The organism is Pedococcus dokdonensis (genome assembly GCF_900104525.1).
Taxonomy (GTDB): domain Bacteria; phylum Actinomycetota; class Actinomycetes; order Actinomycetales; family Dermatophilaceae; genus Pedococcus; species Pedococcus dokdonensis.
In genome coordinates, this window is sequence record NZ_LT629711.1 from 2,345,129 (window position 1) to 2,361,076 (window position 15,948).

Sequence of the window (15,948 nt, forward strand, 5' to 3'; positions counted from 1 at the left end):
ACGGCTCGTCACCCCTCCTCCAAGTGGGGGATGCGAGGCACGAGGGGCGGTCGCACCATCGAGGGGGGAGGGCACGTCATGTCGGCATCGAGCGTTACCGTCAGGGAGACTCCGGACGAGAGGGGATGGCCCATGGGTCGGGCTCGACGCGCACGCAAGATCGCCGCCACCGCTGCCTACGGTGGCGGTGGGCTCGCGGCCGGGATCGGTGCGCTCGGCGCCCTCGGCTACGGCGTGCTCAAGGCCGAGGCCAAGGTGGCCCGCCGCCTCGTCGGCCAGCCCTTCGACGGCTCCCCCGACGACAACGGCACGTATGGCGCGGGCGTGGGTGAGCCGGTCGAGCTCGTCGTGCTGGGCGACTCCAGTGCCGCCGGCATGGGGGCCGACCACCGCTACCAGACGGTCGGGGCGATCATCGCGAACGGCGTCTCCGCCCTCACCGGCCGGCCGGTGCGGCTCACCAACACCGCCGTCGTCGGCGCCGAGTCGTCCGGCCTGGAGCTGCAGCTGGCCAACGCGCTCGACCAGGTGCCGCGCCCGCACGTCGCGATCATCATGGTCGGCGCCAACGACGTGACCCACCGGATCAACAAGGCCGTCGCCGTGCGCCACCTCGAGACCACGGTCCGGGCGCTGCGGGCCCTCGACGCCGAGGTCGTCGTCGGCACCTGCCCCGACCTCGGCACGATCCAGCCGATCCCCCAGCCGCTGCGCCTCATCGGCCGCCGCTGGTCGCGCGACATGGCCGCCGCGCAGACCGTCGCCGTGGTCGAGGCCGGTGGCCGCACGGTGTCGCTCGGCGACCTGCTGGGTCCCGAGTTCGCCGAGCGACCGCACGAGATGTTCAGCGCCGACCGGTTCCACCCCTCCCCCGCCGGCTACGCCCGCGCGGCGGCGGCCTTGTTGCCGAGCGTCTACGCCGCCCTTGGCGTGCGGATCGGAGAGCCCACCGAGGAGCGCACCCCCGACAGCCGACGCGGCGAGGGGGTCGGCCCGGTGGCCGTGGCCGCGACCTACGCCGTGCGCGATCCCGGCACCGAGGTCTCCGCGACCCAGATCGCCGGCCAGGCCCGCGGCCCGCGCGGGCGGTGGGCGATGCTCCTGCGCCGACCGAGCAACCCGGTCGTGGAGGCGCCCCCCGAGCCCGTCCCCGACAGCGACGACGGCGAGAGCAACGCCACACCCGCGGACCCGGCCCCACGGCATACCATCGAGGCTGACTAAGCGGTCGCTTATCTCGGCGGCCCCTCGCCCTGCCCCCTGAGGAGGACCTCGTGTCCGAAGCCGTCATCGTCTCCACCGCCCGCACCCCGATCGGGCGCGCGTTCAAGGGCTCGCTCAAGGAGATCCGCCCCGACGACCTGTCGGTCCAGGTGATCTCGGCCGCCCTGGCCAAGATCCCCGAGCTCGACCCGACGCTGGTCGAGGACCTCTACTGGGGCTGCGCCGAGCCGTCCGGCAAGCACGGGTCCAACATGGCCCGCGTCGTCGCCGTGCTCGCCGGGTTCGACGGGCTGCCCGGCTCGACGATCAACCGGTTCTGCGCCTCGTCGGTGCAGACCACGCGGATGGCCTACCACGCGATCAAGGCCGGCGAGGGCGACATCTTCGTCTCCGGCGGGGTCGAGTGCGTGTCGCAGTACACCAACTGGGCCGGTGCGGGCGGGTCCGACGGCGACGACCAGAACCCGAAGTTCGCCGGCTCGGCCGCCCGCAGCGCCGAGATCGCCGCCAGCAACCAGACCTGGGCCGACCCCCGCGAGCAGGGTCTGCTGCCCGACGTCTACCTGTCGATGGGCCAGACCGCGGAGAACGTCGCGACGCTGCGAGGCATCTCGCGCGAGCGCCAGGACGAGTGGGGCGTGTCCTCGCAGAACCGCGCCGAGAAGGCCATCGCCGACGGGTTCTTCGAGCGCGAGATCGCGCCGGTCACGCTCGCCGACGGCACGGTGGTGAGCAAGGACGACGGCCCGCGGGCCGGGGTCACGCTCGAGGCGGTGCAGGGTCTCAACCCGGTGTTCCGCGAGCAGGGCACCATCACCGCCGGCAACTGCTGCCCGCTCAACGACGGCGCTGCGGCCGTCGTGGTGATGAGCGACACCAAGGCCAAGGAGCTCGGGCTGACGCCGCTGGCGCGGATCGTCTCGACCGGGGTCTCCGGGTTGTCGCCCGAGATCATGGGCCTCGGGCCGGTCGAGGCGTCGCGCCAGGCGCTGGCCCGCGCCGGCATGAGCATCGGCGACATGGACCTCTACGAGATCAACGAGGCGTTCGCCGCCCAGGTGCTCCCCAGCGCCGACGACCTCGGCATGGACTTCGACAAGCTCAACGTGCACGGTGGCGCGATCGCGCTCGGCCACCCGTTCGGCTCGACCGGGGCACGGATCACCACGACCCTGCTCAACGGCCTCTCCGCCCGCGACGGCCAGTTCGGCCTCGAGACGATGTGCGTCGGCGGCGGCCAGGGCATGGCCATCATCTACGAACGCCTCAGCTGACCCCTGACCCCCGGCTCTCCGCGTTCGAGGTGATATCCGACCGGATTCCGGTCGGATATCACCTCGAACCAGGTCAGGCGGCGCGGGCTCGCAGCATCACGTGGGCTCGGACGACCTGGTCCATGAAGAGGTCGGGCTGCAGGCGAAGTCCCACCAGGGTGATGCGCAGGACTCGCTCGTCCCCGAGGACCAGCTCGTTCTGACGGAGGTGGTCGTCGGTGAGCGCCAGCCCCCACGTGTGCTGCGACCCGTCGATCTCGACGACCAGTCCCAGGTCGTCCCAGCTGACATCGAGGTAGACCGACCCTCGGAGCCCTCGGCGCACGGACTGCCGACTCGGCTCAGGTAGCCCTTTCCGACGGCAGAGGGCAGCGAAGTCGAGCTCACCCAGCGAGTGCGCTCCGTCGGCGATGTCGGCCGCGACCTGCCGGATGAAGGCCCGCCGGTTCCGCCCGCGGACGCGTTGCACGGCATCGGTCAGCTGACTGCCGGTGACCAGTCGCTGCTGGACAGGCATGGCAAGGACGAGTGCCGCCTGCCGGTTGCTGACCGCCCAGTGGGCCGCCCGGACGGCTGCCACGGCTGGCGTGGTGCGGGGTATGCCGGCCAGCGCCAGCTCGTCATCGACGCGCCGGATCACCTTGTGCAGCACCACGCCCGGTGGCACCGCGACCCTGGCCGTGTGCTTCACCGAGACGTGGACGCGGTCGTCGGAGAAGCCCTTGAGTCCGGCGACCTGCAGGGCAGTGGGCCCGTCGAGCGCCGCCACCGCTGCCCCCACCTCCCAGACGGCACTCCACCGTCGAGCCGCGAGGGACAGGGGTGCTGTGTGCAGTGCCACGGTTTCGTCGCCGTGCAGCGCCCAACGGCCCCCGGCGACCTGACGCGCGACCGCCCGGTGGTCCCACCCCAGTCGGCGCAGGTCGGCGCGGCTGAGGACTCCATCGGGGGCGAGCTCGACGAGGTCCTGACGCCGGGTGCGGAATCGGGCAGCCGCGGAGGTGTTCACCTGGTCCAGCATGCTGGCCCGTCCCGGCGCGGCTGCCTGGTCATCCACAGACCTCCCGGGTCGAGGTGATATCAGACCGGATTCCGGTCTGATATCACCTCGAACCCCGGGGGCCGGGGGTCAGGTGAGGGCGCGGCGGAGGTCGGCGAGGCGGGTGGCCAGCGCCTCGGGTGTCGCGGCGGTCCAGTCGGCGGCGCAGGCGTCGTGCACCAGGACGGTGAGCTGGTCCATCAGGACGGCCGGCCCCAGGTCGGGGACCGGCCCCTGCGCGCCCGCGAGGTCGTCGAGCAGGGCACGCACGGTCGGCGCACAGGACAGCGCGTGGTCCAGCGGCAGCTCTCGCCACCGCCGGACCACGCGCTGGAGCTCGGTCGAAACCTCCTGCGGAACAGGCGATCTCGGGGTCACTAGTTGCTGCGCAGGCGTCCGAGCAGACGCAGGATCTCGAGGTAGAGCCAGACCAGCGTGACGATCAGACCGTGGGCCAGCAGCCAGGAGTACTTCTCCGGGGCGCCGGCGGCGATGGCCCGGTCGATCGAGTCGAAGTCGACCGCGAGCATCGCCGCGGCCAGGCCGATCGCGAAGATCGAGATGCCGATGCCCAGCGGACCCGTGCCCCCGATGCCGAAGGCGTGGTTGCCGATCACGGCGTAGAGGAGGTTCACCAGCGCGAAGATCGCGTAGCCGATCACCGCCATCGTGACGATCCGGCGGAACTTCGCGGTGACCTTGATGATCCCGGTCTTGTAGGCCAGCAAGGTGCCCGCGAAGACCGACAGCGTGGCGATCACGGCCTGGGCGACGATCCCGCGGAAGACGTCGGTCTGCTCCGGCGGGTCGAAGGCCAGGCTGTAGTAGTTGCTGATCGCGCCGACGAACAGGCCCTCGGCGACGGCGTAGAGGACGATCAGCGGGACGCTGATGGTCTTCTTGAACGCGATCACCAGACCGACGACCAGGGTGAAGGCGATCCCGCCGAAGACGGCGATGGGTCCCCAGCTGGTGGGGGCGAGCTGCCAGCCGACCGCCGCGAAGACCAGCACGACGGCGAAGAGCCCGATCGTCTTCATCACGACGTCGTCGATGGTGAGGCGCTTGGTCTGGACCGGTCCGGCAGACGGCTGGTTGTAGAGGTCCTGGAGCTGCTGGCTCGACATGGCGTCGGTCGATGCCATGCCTGCGGTCGGGGCCTGGGCCGGCGCGCCAGCGCGCCCGAACCCGGCGTAGCCCTGACTGGACTCCTTGTCGATCCGGTCGAACACCGGGTTGCTGGCCATGCTGGTCTCCTTGGAGGCGTGGGGCGGCCCTGCGGTCGGCCGCTCACCCCAGACTACGTGCGGAGCGGGGTCGAAAGTTCCCCACCGCGCCAGGCGGACAGGGCGTCATCCGGGCCCGCTCCATACCGGCTCGCGATCGGGGGTCGCGAACCTCTGGTGCGACGGCCCCCGCAGCGGGACGCTGGTGACGTGCGGATCGCGAGCTTCAACGTCGAGAACCTGTTCGACCGCGCCAAGCTGCTGGCGGCGGACGACTGGGCGACGTACCGCGCACTCCTCGACACCTACGCCAAGCTGACCCGCACCCTGCAGCACCCGGCATACTCCGCGACGGACAAGACGAACATCGTGAAGTGGCTCGTCGCGCTGGGGCTGGAGGCCAGCGACTCCGGCACCTACGTGGTGCTGCGGCAGAACCGCGGGCGGCTCCTCACCCGGCCCCGGACCGGCGGCATCACCATCGTCGCCGACGGCCGCACCGACTGGGTCGGATGGCTCGAGCTGAAGACCGAAGCCGTCACCGAGCTCGCGGTGCGCCACACCGCGCAGGTGGTGCACGACCTCGGGGCCGACGTGCTCGGCGTGGTGGAGGCGGAGAGCCGGATCGCGTTGCAGCGCTTCAACGTCGACCTGCTCCGCCCGATCAGCGACCGCATCTACGGGCACATCATGCTGATCGACGGCAACGACGACCGCGGCATCGACGTCGGCGTGATGACGCGCGGTGACCACCCCATCGAGCGGATCGTGAGCCACGTCGACGATGCCGACCTGGCTGGCCCGATCTTCGGCCGCGACTGCCCGGAGTACACCGTGGCCCTGCCCAGCGGGGTGCGGCTGCTGGTGCTCGTCAACCACTTCAAGTCCAAGGGCTACGGCTCGGCGGGCGACTCGAACCGGCGACGCGAGCGGCAGGCCGGGCGGGTGGCCGAGATCTACCGGGCCAGGCGGGCCGAGGGTGTCGACCACATCGTCATCCTCGGCGACCTCAACGACACCCCCGACTCCGCGCCGCTCAAGCCCCTGCTCGTCGGCCCCAGCGGGCAACCCACCGACCTCAAGGACATCGCCACCCACCCCTCGTTCGACGACGGCGGGTGGCCGGGCACCTACACGACCGGCCGGGCCGGCAACAAGATCGACTACGTCCTGTGCTCGCCCGCGGTCTTCGCGAAGGTCACCGCGTCCGGGATCTTCCGCAAGGGGGTCTGGACCGCCTCCGGTCGCTGGGAGATGTACCCGACGCTGACCCGTGAGCAGGACGCCGCGTCCGACCACGCCGCGATCTGGGCCGACCTCGACCTCTGAGGCCGGGCGGGGCAGACCCGAGCGGCGGGACCAGGTGCCCCCGACGGGGGTCGAACCCGCACCTGTGGCGATTTTAAGTCGCCTGCCTCTACCAGTTGGGCCACGGGGGCGGGCCAAGTATGCCGCGCGGCCCGGATGCTGTCGTTCAGAGGCTCAGCGTGCCACCCTTCAGTCCTGCGACTCGGGAAGGGAGGGTGGCGATGGTCCCGACGCTGTTCGGGCTGGACACGCACGCGGTGTTCGTCGGGCTCGGCGTCGTCGCGGCCCTCGTGGTGTTCACCCTCGAGGGCAGACGCCGCGGCGCCACCACCGACGAGCGGCTCCTCCTCGTGGTCACCGGTGGCCTGGTCGGCGGCGCGGTCTTCATGCGCCTCGGCACCTGGCTCCAGCACGTCGACCTGCGGCAGAACGCCTCGCTCGCGGAGCAGTGGGCCTATGGCAACCGCAGCATCCTGGGCGGTCTGGTGGGCGCGTGGGTGGGCGTGCACGTCGCCAAGCGGCTGTCCGGCTACTCCCTGCGCACCGGTGACCTGTTCGCCCCTGCCGTGGCCCTCGGTATGGCGGTCGGCCGGGTGGGCTGCCTGCTCACCGAGCGACCGGGCAGCCCCACCGGCTCGTCCTGGGGGATCACCCTCGGCGAGGCCGCCGCTACGCGCACGGGCGCCCCGGCCGGCATACCCCTGCACCCCTCGTTCGTCTACGAGATCGCGTTCCACGCGGCGGCGTTCGCGGTGATCTGGTGGTGGCTGCGCCACCAGCCGGTGCCGAGTGGTGAGCTGCTGGTCTGGTACCTCGGCGCCTACGGCGTCGCCCGCTTCCTCCTGGAGTACGTGCGCGGCAACGAGGTGGCCTGGCTCGGCCTCACCCGCCCGCAGCTCTTCCTGCTCGTGACGGTGCCGCTGATCCTCGCGCGGGTGGCGCTCCAGGCGCGTCGTGGCGCCTACCAGGGCCTGCGGTCGGGGACAGTGGTCGCGTGAACACCCGCACCGGACCCGGTATGCCGTTGCGCGGCGACCGCATCCACCGTTACGTCAACGCGTTCTGCCCCTTGTGCCACGAGGAGCGGCCGGACCGCCCGCTGGCCGAGGTGGCCCGGCTCTCGGGGTGGCTGGTCGAGCGCGACGGGCGGATCTGGCTGGAGCGCGGGTGCGCCACGCACGGGCTGGTGCGCACGCTCTACGACGAGTCACCGGAGATCCTCACCTACCTCGAGCAGTGGACCGCGCCGACCAAGGTCCACACGCCCGACCTCGTCGGCAACTTCGCCCCGGTGCCGGCCGCCTACGCCGACGGCCTGCCGGAGATGCAGACCCAGCACACCTGCATCCTGCTCGAGGACCTGCTCGACCACTGCAACCTCAAGTGCCCGACCTGCTTCGCCGCGTCCGCGCCGGCGCTGGCCTCGGTGGTGCCGCTGGAGCAGGTGCTGGCCTCGGTCGATGCACGGCTGTCCCGCGAGAACGGCCGGATCGACGTGCTCATGCTCAGCGGCGGGGAGCCCACGCTCTATCCGTGGCTGGGCGAGCTGCTCGAGGCAGTGGCTGCGCGCCCGATCGTGCGGGTCCTGGTCAACACCAACGGGATCGCCATCGCCAAGGACGACGGGCTGCTCGAGCTGCTGCGCCGGCACCGCGACCGGGTCGAGGTCTACCTGCAGTTCGACGGGGAGTCGGCGCAGGCCTCGACCCACCACCGTGGCGCCGACATCCGGCGGTTCAAGGAGCGGGCGATCGAGCGGCTGTCCGCGGCGGGGGTCTTCACGACCCTCACGATGACCGCCGCGCTGGGGGTCAACGACGACGAGATCGGCTACGTCGTCAAGCGCGCCCTCGACACCCCCTACGTGGGTGGGGTGACGATCCAGCCGGTCTTCGGCTCCGGGCGGGGCACCGGCATCGACCCGCACGACCGGCTCACCCACACCGGGGTGCTGGCCCGGCTCGAGGGGCAGACCGCCGGTCAGGTCACCTGGCGCGACCTGACCGCCCTGCCCTGCTCCCACCCGCACTGCTGCTCCGTCGGCTACCTGCTGCGAGACGACTCGGGCAGCTGGAAGTCGTTGGTGTCGCTGGTCGGCCACGAGCGCCTCAAGCAGTGGCTCGACCTCGAGCCCGACGTGCTCGCCAACCGGATCGCCGACGACGCCCTGCCCGCGTCCCTGCGCTCCGCGGTCAAGCAGTCGCTGCTCGACCTCCTGTCGGAGCAGTCGTCGCTGTCCCACCCGTCGATGGCCGGCATCTGGAAGGACGTCTGCAGCGGCTGCGACCTGGGGATCAGCACGCTGGCGACCCTGGCTGCCGGGCGGCTCCCCGGTCAGCGCGAGAAGCTGCGCGCCCTGCTGGGCGAGCGCGTCCTGAGGGTCACGGTGAAGCCGTTCATGGACATGAACACGATGATCGAGGAGCGGCTCACCCAGTGCTGCGTCCACGTCGCGACGGTGAGCGACGAGGGAGGCCACCAGTGCGCGCCGTTCTGCGCGGTGCAGGCGTGGGCACCCTTGTCCCGGCAACGGATCTCGACCGCGGTCGGCCTCCCGTTGCCCTCGGTGAAGGCCAACCGGTGACTGCCCCATCTGCCCCGGACCCGCGCCAGGTCGCACCGCCGCACGCAGAGCGGCAGCCGGACACGGCCCCGCCCTTCGACCCGCTGCGGCTGTGCGTCTTCGCGACGGTCGCGCTGCTGGGGTGGCTCCTCGGTCCGGTGGCTCTGCTCGGCTTCGCCGTCCTGGCGATCGTCGGCTATGCCCGGGCCCGGCGGGGCGGGTTGCTCCGGTCACGGTGCAAGCTCGGCGACACCCGCCTCGTCCTGCTCTACCTGAGCGCGCTCGCCGCCGCCGCCTGCGTCGGCATCTACTTCTGGATCACCTAGGAGCATCCATGACCCAGCCACCCCGACGGCGCCGGCTCTCCAACGTCGCGAAGTTCTGGATCGGCGTGCTCGCCTGCCTCCCGGCGCTCGTGGTCGCGGGCTTCCTCGTCGCCCTCCCCTCGACGGTCGGCAACGAGCTGGACCTGCCGGGTGGGCTGATCGCGCTCGCGAGCCTCGGGATGAGCGTGGGGCTGCTGGCAGTGTTCGTCTTCGGGCTGGCGCGGGAGAGCACGCGCTTCTTCGCCGTCGGCATGCTCGCCGGCGCTGCGATCCTCTTCGTCCTCGCCGCCGGTGCGTGCGTCGTGCTGCTGGCAGGCCTGGGCCAGAGCCCCTGAGTCAGCGGCTGGCGGCCCGCCGGGCGGCACGCTCGTTCAGGCGGCGGTGGCCGGTGGCCTGCCCCTGGATCATCGCCCGAGCCACCGGAGGCGCGTAGCGCAACGTCCGCCAGGTCAGGTGCGCAAGGAACCCGACCGGGATGACCGCCTTGTTGGCGGCAAGGCCGTCCACCGCCCGCTTCGCGGTCTGTTCCGGGGTGAGGAACCTGGGCTGCAGCAGCCGGACCCGGGCCCGGACGCTGCTCCCCCCGAAGCTGGCCGGCGCGGCATACACGTCGTCGAGCAGCGGGGTGTCGACGAAGCCGGGGCACAGCACGCTGACCCGCACGCCCTGGCTGGCCGCCTCGGCCCGCAGCGCCGTCGACAGGCCGACGACGGCGTGCTTGGTGGTCGTGTAGGGCAGCATCGCCGGGGCCGGGATCAGCCCGGCGAGCGAAGCGGTGTTGAGGATGTGCCCGCTCCCCTGGGCGCGCATCACCTCGTAGGCCGCCGTGACCCCGTTGATGACGCCACGCAGGTTCACGGCGAGCGCCTTGTCCCAGTGCCGCTCGTCGAGCTCCTCCAGGAGTCCGCCGATGGCGATGCCGGCGTTGTTGACCATCACGTCGAGGCGACCGTGCTCCGCGGTGACGCGCTGGACCAGGGCGGTCACGGCCGCGGCGTCCGCGACGTCGAGGGTGGCCGCGCTGGCGAGTGGACCCAGCTCCGCGGCGGCGCGGGTCGCGCCATCGGCATCGAGGTCGGCCACCACGACCCGGCTGCCGCGGGCGACCAGCTCGGCGGCGATCGCCCGGCCGATCCCGGAGGCGGCCCCGGTGACGATCGAGACCTTGGGCTCAAATGCCTTGCGCATCAATGGATTCCTTCGCTCTCGAATGGGTGCCGACCGTCTCGAAGGAGGACTCGTCGACCCGGCGGGTGCGGGCCCAGTAGGCGACCGTCGATCCCGGCCACAGCGCGGTGTTGTGGCCGAACCGGTCGAGGTACCAGCTGCGACACCCGGTGGTCCAGATCGTGTGTCGTGACCGCCGCAGCATCTCGCGGGTGAAGGCGTCCTGGGCGCTCTGGGTGGTGACGCGGGGACCACCGCGCCCACGGTCGATCGCCTTGAGCACGTAGTCGGTCGCGAACTCGATCATGGTCACGACGCTGTTGTGGCCGAGCCCGGTGTTGGGTCCCAGCAGCAGGTAGAGCTCGGGGAAGCCGGCGACGGTGATGCCGAGGTGGGTGTGCATCCCGTGGCTCCACGCGTCGGCCAGGGTGCGGCCGTCGAGGCCCCGGACCTCGATGCGGTCGAGGCTGCCGCTGACGTCGAAGCCGGTGCCGAGGACCAGCACGTCGACCTCGTGGCGGGTGCCGTCGGCGGTGACGACCGCGTCGGGCTCGACCCGCACGATGGAGTCGGTCACGAGGCTGACGTCCGACCGCGCGAAGCTCGGCCAGTAGTCGTCGGACAGCAGGATGCGCTTGCAGCCGATCCGGTAGTGCGGGGTCAGGGCGGCCCGGGTGACCGGGTCGGGCACGGCGGCGGCCAGCTCGCGCAACGCGATCCGCTCCACCAGCCGGGCCAGGCCGGGGAACCGCACGAAGAGCGGGGCCCTGGCCTCCAGCGACCAGTAGGTGCGCCACCGCACCAGCCGCTGGACGGCCGGCCAGCGGGCGAACAGCCGCTGGCGCGCCGGGCTCCACTCCTCGTCGCGCTTGCTCATCGTCCACGCCGCGGTGCGCTGGAAGACCGTGGTGTGGGCGGCGACCGGCGCGACCGCCGGCACCAGCTGCACCGCGCTGGCACCCGTGCCCACCACGCCGACCCGTTGCCCGGTCAGGTCGGTGCCCTCGGGCCACTGCGCGGTGTGCGCGAGCGTGCCGGCGAACGACGACAGGCCCTCGATCTCGGGCAGCCTGGGTTCGTGCAGGGCGCCGGCGCCGAGGACCAGGGCGTCGCAGGTCCACTGCCGGCCGTCGGCCACGGTCAGGGTCCACCGGCCGGTCTGCTCGTCGAACTCGGCCGCCCGCAGGTCGGCGCCGAACTCGATCCGGTCGCGCACGGCATACCGGTCGGCGACGGCGCGCAGGTAGGACCAGATCTCGCCGGCGCTGGCGTAGTCGCGGGACCACCGCGGGAACTGCGCGAAGGAGAAGGAGTAGAGGCGCGACGGGACGTCGCAGGCGCAGCCGGGGTAGCGGTTGTCGCGCCAGGTGCCGCCCACCTCGTCGGCCTTCTCGAGCACGACGTAGTCGGTGTCGCCGCGCTGGGCCAGCCGGATCGCCATGCCGAGCCCGGAGAACCCGGTGCCGACGATGGCCACCCGGTGGTGAGGTGTCGCCATGGCCGCCAACTTACCATCAGTAAGTTGGCGCGGCTCCACGGTAGGGTTGCCCCGTGTCACCCACTCGCTCCGCCCCCTCCGCAGCCGCCACTGCCCCTGCCTCCGCACCCAGGCACCGGGTGCGGATGCCGCGCGCCCAGCGCGAGGAGCAGATCCTGCGGATCGCCGAGGAGGTGTTCGCCGAGCGCGGGTTCCAGGCGACCACGATGGAGGACATCGCCGAGCTGGTCGGCGTCACCAAGCCGCTGATCTACGAGTACTTCGGCTCCAAGGAAGGCCTGCTGTCGGCCTGCATCACCCGCGCCCGGACCCAGCTGCGGGTGGCGACCGAGGCGGCCTGGCAGGCCACCGGGGAGGACGCGCCGCTCGAGGAGGTCTTCCGGGCGGGGGTGCGGGCCTTCTTCGAGTTCATCGACGAGCACGCCAACGCCTTCGTGCTCATCCAGCAGGAGGGCGCGGTCGCCTCGCAGGCCAGCCCGCTCATCGAGAGCATCAGGGAACAGCAGTCGGCGGCCACGATGGCGACCTTCCGGCAGGCGCCGGCGCTCGCCGCGGTGCCCGACGAGCTGCTCGAGGGCTACGTCGAGGTGATCATCGGCGCGTGCGAGCGGGTCGCGGTCTGGCGCACGCGACGGCGGGGGGTCAGCACCCAGCAGGCGACCGACGTCGTCGTGTCGACCGTGTGGTCGGGGCTCGACGCCCTGCTCCCCCGCCGCTGAGCCGCCCGGGTCAGGGGCGACCGGCGACGGAGAGCGCGATCCCGTCGAGGATGTCGTGCTCGCTCGTGACCACCCGCTCGACACCGAGCCCGGCCAGCCGCTGCACCACCTGGTGCCAGACGAGGGCCCCCGCCCCGATCACGTCGACGCGACCCGGGTGCATGAACCCCAAGGCCGCCCGCTCGGCCCGGGTGAGGTGCAGCAGGGACTGGCACGCCGCCAGGACTGTCTCGGGGTCGAGCTCGGTGAGGTGGATCCGTTCCGGGTCGTAGGCGGGCAGCCGGAGGGCGTGCGCCGTGATCGTCGTGACGCTGCCGGCCAGCCCGACCAGCGCCCCGACACCGGTGAAGTCGACCCGCTCGGCCGCGAGGTCGATCGCGGCCTCGATGTCGCCGACGGCCGCGGCCACCTCGGCATCCGTGGGCGGGTCGGAGCGCAGGTGCCGCTCGGTCATCCGCACGCACCCGACGTCGACCGAGCGCGCCGCCTCGACGCTGTCGGTGCCACGGACGAACTCGGTCGAGCCACCGCCGAGGTCCACCACCAGATAGGGACCGGGTATGTCGTGCGCCCGCAGCTCGCCGGTGGCGCCCGTGAACGACAGGGCGGCTTCCTCGTCACCGGAGATCACCTCGGGGGCTGTCCCGTAGTGGCCGAAGGCGGTGCGCACCCCGGCGACGAACTCGTCGGCGTTCGACGCGTCGCGCGACGCGGAGGTGGCGACGAAGCGCACGCCGGACACGCCCAGCTCACGGCACTGCCCGGCATACTCCGCCGCCATGGCCAGGGTGCGCTGCATGGCTCCGGGGTCGATCCGACCGGTGCGGTCGACGCCGTAGCCGAGCCGCACGACCTCCATCCGTCGCAGGACGTCGACGAGGGTGCCCCGCTCGGGGTCGACGTCGGCGACCAGGAGGCGGATCGAGTTGGTGCCGCAGTCGACGGCGCCCACTCGGGTCGGGCCGCTCATCAGCTGCTCGCGGGGGTAGCGCCGAAGGTGGCGGTGGGCACGCACGAGCCGGCCGCCCACCAGTCGTCGAGCATCGCCAGCGCCTCGTCACCCAGCGGGTTGACGCCCGGGCCGACCGCGAGCGAGTGGGCGACGAGGACGTGGAGGCACTTGACGCGGGTCGGCATGCCACCGGCCGAGATCCCGTCGATCTCGTCGACCTGACCGAGCTCGCCGCGCCTCGCGAGGTAGTCGTCGTGGGCCGCGGCGTAGGCGGCCGCCAGCTCGGGGTCGTCGGCGAGCCGGTCGCTCATCTCCCGCATCAGACCGGTGGACTCGAGCGTCGAGATCGCCCCGGTGAGCTTAGGACACGTCGCGTAGAAGGTGGTCGGGAACGGCGTGCCGTCGGGCAGCCGCGGCTCGGTGCGGAGCACGTCGGGCTGGCCGCACGCACAGCGGTGCGCGACGGCGGCGACACCACGCGGCACCCGACCCAGCTGGGCGTGCACGGCGTCGAGGTCGGCCTGCGTCGGCTGGTCGGTCCCGGGGTCCGGTCGGTCGGTCACTTGGACGAGGTGCCCGGGGAGCTGCCGGTGGTCGCGCCGGGCGTCTCGTTCGCGCCGGGGCCGGCATCGGCGACCTGCACCGACTCCCAGAGCTGGCCGTACCACGGGTGGTCGCTGGAGGCGGCCGGCGCCGTGGCCACGCCGGGAAGGGTCTTGGTCGAGGGCTTGCCGTCGATGACCGTGTAGCTCTTCTCACCGACCTTGACGAACTTGAGCCGCTCCCGGGCCTGCTGCATGACGTAGGCGTCGTCGTTCCAGCGGGCCTGCTCCTTCTGGAGCTCGGTGACGCCCTTGCGCTGCTCGCTCACCTGGCCACGCAGGGCGTCGATCTCCCCCTGCTGGCGCAGGTAGGAGCGCAGCGTGGGCACGAGGGTCACGGCCAGCAGCACGAAGATCGACGCGAGCACGACCACCCGCATCACGCCGCGCGAGCTGCGCCGCTCGGGTGGGACCGGCGAACCGGCCACCTTGCGGGCCGCGCCCGACGCCGTGGCGCGCGACCGACCGGGTCCGGCCCCGGGACGAGCCGAGGCGGCACGGGCGCCGCCACTGCGGGGGCCGGCACTGCGGGCACTGCCGCTCCGGGCGGTGCCGGGACGCGGCGATGCATTGCGCGGCGGGGCCTTCCGGGGCGCGTCCGAGCTGCGGCCGGGCTCGTCCCGCCCGTCCGCACCGTGCCCGTGGTCGGCCATCGTCAGTCCCTGTCCGGTCCGGGCCTCAGGCCCCGGCCGCGAAGCGCGGGAAGGCGGCGGCGCCGGCATACACGGCAGCGTCGTCGAGCTCCTCCTCGATGCGCAGCAGCTGGTTGTACTTGGCCACCCGCTCGGACCGCGCCGGAGCACCGGTCTTGATCTGGCCGCAGTTGGTGGCGACGGCGAGGTCGGCGATGGTGACGTCCTCGGTCTCGCCCGAACGGTGGCTCATCATGCAGCGGTAGCCGCTGCGGTGGGCCAGGTCGACGGCGTCGAGGGTCTCGGTGAGCGAGCCGATCTGGTTGACCTTCACCAGCAACGCGTTGGCGGTGCCGGTCTCGATGCCCCGCTGCAGGCGCACCGGGTTGGTGACGAACAGGTCGTCACCGACCAGCTGCACGCGGTCACCGAGGCGGTCGGTCATGGCCTTCCAGCCGTCCCAGTCCTCCTCGTTGAGCGGGTCCTCGATGGACACCAGCGGGTAGGAGTCGACCAGGTCGGCGTAGTAGTCGACCATCTCGGCCGAGGTCTTGCGGACGCCCTCGAACTGGTAGGTGCCGTCATCGTCGTTGTGGAACTCGCTCGCGGCGACGTCGAGGGCGAGCGCGATCTGGGTGCCGGCCTGGTAGCCGGCCTTGTCGATGGCCTCGAGGATGAGGTCGAGGGCGGCGCGGTTGGACTCGAGGTTGGGCGCGAAGCCGCCCTCGTCGCCGAGGCCGGTGGCGAGGCCGCGCTCCTTGAGCACGCCCTTGAGCGCGTGGTAGACCTCGGCGCCCCAGCGCAATGCCTCGCGGAAGGTCGCGGCACCGATCGGCGCGATCATGAACTCCTGGACGTCGACGTTGGAGTCGGCGTGGCTGCCACCGTTGAGGATGTTCATCATCGGCACCGGCAGCACGTGCGCGTTGGGGCCACCGAGGTAGCGGAACAGCGGCAGCCCGGCCGACTCGGCGGCGGCCTTGGCCACGGCGAGCGAGACGCCGAGGATCGCGTTGGCGCCCAGCTTGCCCTTGTTGTCGGTGCCGTCGAGGCCCAGCATCACGCCGTCGACGAGGCGCTGCTCGCTGGCCTCGTAGCCGACCAGCCTGGGGTTGATCTCGTCGAGCACCGCGTCGACTGCCTGCTCGACACCCTTGCCGAGGTAGCGATGCTTGTCGCCGTCCCTGCGCTCGACGGCCTCGAAGGCACCGGTCGAGGCGCCGGAGGGGACCGCCGCGCGGGCGATCGTGCCGTCGTCGAGGGCCACCTCGACCTCGACCGTGGGGTTGCCGCGCGAGTCGAGGATCTCGCGGGCGCCTACTGCCTCAATGCTGGCCACAGACATCTCCATCGTGGTGCCGGGGTGGTGCCGAACAGGTACGCCCCGAGGCTACCCGGCCACACCCCACCCGGCGACG

At 72.1% G+C, this 15,948-nt stretch carries 17 protein-coding genes and 1 tRNA gene; 8 read left to right on the top strand and 10 right to left on the bottom strand.

Features of this window, described 5'->3' with window-relative positions:
* Positions 1-132 precede the first annotated feature (132 nt).
* Both BLQ34_RS11000 and BLQ34_RS11005 read left to right on the top strand, forming a co-directional pair.
* Positions 133-1,224 carry an SGNH/GDSL hydrolase family protein gene (locus tag BLQ34_RS11000; protein WP_091785248.1) on the top strand — a complete coding sequence of 364 codons (1,092 nt, stop codon included), beginning with the start codon at positions 133-135 and terminating at the stop codon, positions 1,222-1,224.
* 50 nt (positions 1,225-1,274) lie between these two features.
* On the top strand, positions 1,275-2,498 hold the full coding sequence (locus BLQ34_RS11005) for an acetyl-CoA C-acetyltransferase (RefSeq protein ID WP_091785251.1): 1,224 nt from the start codon (positions 1,275-1,277) through the stop codon (positions 2,496-2,498).
* A 73-nt stretch (positions 2,499-2,571) separates the two neighbouring features.
* Here BLQ34_RS11005 and BLQ34_RS11010 read toward each other — a convergent pair whose 3' ends face one another.
* The 3 genes from BLQ34_RS11010 to BLQ34_RS11020 form a co-directional block, all read right to left on the bottom strand.
* Positions 2,572-3,519, bottom strand: a complete 948-nt coding sequence (locus BLQ34_RS11010; RefSeq protein WP_091785254.1) for a hypothetical protein — start codon at positions 3,517-3,519, stop codon at positions 2,572-2,574.
* A 108-nt stretch (positions 3,520-3,627) separates the two neighbouring features.
* Complete coding sequence (locus BLQ34_RS11015) at positions 3,628-3,864, bottom strand: hypothetical protein (RefSeq protein WP_231961048.1); 237 nt, start codon at positions 3,862-3,864, stop codon at positions 3,628-3,630.
* Between the two features lie 50 nt (positions 3,865-3,914).
* On the bottom strand, positions 3,915-4,784 hold the full coding sequence (locus tag BLQ34_RS11020) for a Bax inhibitor-1/YccA family protein (RefSeq protein WP_091785260.1): 870 nt from the start codon (positions 4,782-4,784) through the stop codon (positions 3,915-3,917).
* A gap of 189 nt (positions 4,785-4,973) precedes the next feature.
* On the opposite strand from BLQ34_RS11020, the gene BLQ34_RS11025 reads away from it, so the two are divergent.
* A complete protein-coding gene (locus tag BLQ34_RS11025) occupies positions 4,974-6,092 on the top strand; it encodes an endonuclease/exonuclease/phosphatase family protein (protein ID WP_091785263.1) in 1,119 nt (372 codons plus the stop codon).
* A gap of 35 nt (positions 6,093-6,127) precedes the next feature.
* On the opposite strand, the gene BLQ34_RS11030 is transcribed toward BLQ34_RS11025, so the two are convergent.
* Positions 6,128-6,202, bottom strand: a tRNA-Leu gene (locus tag BLQ34_RS11030).
* A gap of 90 nt (positions 6,203-6,292) precedes the next feature.
* Between BLQ34_RS11030 and BLQ34_RS11035 the strand changes: the two genes are divergently transcribed.
* From BLQ34_RS11035 to BLQ34_RS11050, 4 genes are read left to right on the top strand one after another with little or no spacing between them, the layout of a single operon-like run.
* The gene (locus BLQ34_RS11035; RefSeq protein WP_091785266.1) at positions 6,293-7,069 is read left to right on the top strand and encodes a prolipoprotein diacylglyceryl transferase; all 777 of its coding nucleotides are present in this window, start codon (positions 6,293-6,295) and stop codon (positions 7,067-7,069) included.
* Complete coding sequence (locus BLQ34_RS11040; protein ID WP_331712500.1) at positions 7,066-8,655, top strand: radical SAM protein; 1,590 nt, start codon at positions 7,066-7,068, stop codon at positions 8,653-8,655. Before BLQ34_RS11035 ends, BLQ34_RS11040 begins: the two co-directional genes overlap by 4 nt.
* Positions 8,652-8,960: a hypothetical protein gene (locus tag BLQ34_RS11045; protein ID WP_091785272.1), complete on the top strand. Its 309-nt coding sequence runs from the start codon at positions 8,652-8,654 to the stop codon at positions 8,958-8,960. The genes BLQ34_RS11040 and BLQ34_RS11045 overlap by 4 nt, the downstream gene beginning before the upstream one ends.
* Positions 8,961-8,968: 8 nt before the next feature.
* Positions 8,969-9,295 (top strand): hypothetical protein, encoded by a 327-nt coding sequence (locus BLQ34_RS11050; protein WP_091785275.1) that lies wholly within the window; start codon positions 8,969-8,971, stop codon positions 9,293-9,295.
* Between the two features lies 1 nt (position 9,296).
* On the opposite strand, the gene BLQ34_RS11055 is transcribed toward BLQ34_RS11050, so the two are convergent.
* Positions 9,297-10,148, bottom strand: a complete 852-nt coding sequence (locus BLQ34_RS11055) for an SDR family NAD(P)-dependent oxidoreductase (protein WP_091785278.1) — start codon at positions 10,146-10,148, stop codon at positions 9,297-9,299.
* A complete protein-coding gene (locus BLQ34_RS11060) occupies positions 10,132-11,625 on the bottom strand; it encodes a flavin-containing monooxygenase (protein WP_091785281.1) in 1,494 nt (497 codons plus the stop codon). Before BLQ34_RS11060 ends, BLQ34_RS11055 begins: the two co-directional genes overlap by 17 nt.
* Positions 11,626-11,678: 53 nt before the next feature.
* Between BLQ34_RS11060 and BLQ34_RS11065 the strand changes: the two genes are divergently transcribed.
* Positions 11,679-12,344, top strand: coding sequence for a TetR/AcrR family transcriptional regulator (locus BLQ34_RS11065; RefSeq protein WP_231961050.1), 666 nt, complete (start codon positions 11,679-11,681; stop codon positions 12,342-12,344).
* 10 nt (positions 12,345-12,354) lie between these two features.
* On the opposite strand, the gene BLQ34_RS11070 is transcribed toward BLQ34_RS11065, so the two are convergent.
* Genes BLQ34_RS11070 through eno form a run of 4 tightly spaced genes read right to left on the bottom strand, consistent with a single transcriptional unit; the run spans position 12,355 to position 15,869 of the window.
* Positions 12,355-13,314, bottom strand: a complete 960-nt coding sequence (locus tag BLQ34_RS11070; protein WP_091789847.1) for a Ppx/GppA phosphatase family protein — start codon at positions 13,312-13,314, stop codon at positions 12,355-12,357.
* A complete protein-coding gene (locus BLQ34_RS11075) occupies positions 13,314-13,859 on the bottom strand; it encodes a DUF501 domain-containing protein (RefSeq protein WP_091785287.1) in 546 nt (181 codons plus the stop codon). The genes BLQ34_RS11070 and BLQ34_RS11075 overlap by 1 nt, the downstream gene beginning before the upstream one ends.
* The gene (locus tag BLQ34_RS11080; RefSeq protein WP_157693000.1) at positions 13,856-14,551 is read right to left on the bottom strand and encodes a septum formation initiator family protein; all 696 of its coding nucleotides are present in this window, start codon (positions 14,549-14,551) and stop codon (positions 13,856-13,858) included. Before BLQ34_RS11080 ends, BLQ34_RS11075 begins: the two co-directional genes overlap by 4 nt.
* 25 nt (positions 14,552-14,576) lie before the next feature.
* Positions 14,577-15,869: a phosphopyruvate hydratase gene (gene eno, locus BLQ34_RS11085; RefSeq protein WP_091785292.1), complete on the bottom strand. Its 1,293-nt coding sequence runs from the start codon at positions 15,867-15,869 to the stop codon at positions 14,577-14,579.
* Positions 15,870-15,948 lie beyond the last annotated feature (79 nt).

What these genes read in the sequence shown, in the direction of transcription:
- BLQ34_RS11000 (WP_091785248.1), top strand. Translation starts at nt 133, where the DNA reads ATGGGTCGGGCTCGACGCGCACGCAAGATCGCCGCCACCGCTGCCTAC.
- BLQ34_RS11010 (WP_091785254.1), bottom strand. Translation starts at nt 3,519, where the DNA reads ATGCTGGACCAGGTGAACACCTCCGCGGCTGCCCGATTCCGCACCCGG.
- BLQ34_RS11020 (WP_091785260.1), bottom strand. Translation starts at nt 4,784, where the DNA reads ATGGCCAGCAACCCGGTGTTCGACCGGATCGACAAGGAGTCCAGTCAG.
- BLQ34_RS11035 (WP_091785266.1), top strand. Translation starts at nt 6,293, where the DNA reads ATGGTCCCGACGCTGTTCGGGCTGGACACGCACGCGGTGTTCGTCGGG.
- BLQ34_RS11050 (WP_091785275.1), top strand. Translation starts at nt 8,969, where the DNA reads ATGACCCAGCCACCCCGACGGCGCCGGCTCTCCAACGTCGCGAAGTTC.
- BLQ34_RS11055 (WP_091785278.1), bottom strand. Translation starts at nt 10,148, where the DNA reads ATGCGCAAGGCATTTGAGCCCAAGGTCTCGATCGTCACCGGGGCCGCC.
- BLQ34_RS11060 (WP_091785281.1), bottom strand. Translation starts at nt 11,625, where the DNA reads ATGGCGACACCTCACCACCGGGTGGCCATCGTCGGCACCGGGTTCTCC.
- BLQ34_RS11070 (WP_091789847.1), bottom strand. Translation starts at nt 13,314, where the DNA reads ATGAGCGGCCCGACCCGAGTGGGCGCCGTCGACTGCGGCACCAACTCG.
- BLQ34_RS11080 (WP_157693000.1), bottom strand. Translation starts at nt 14,551, where the DNA reads ATGGCCGACCACGGGCACGGTGCGGACGGGCGGGACGAGCCCGGCCGC.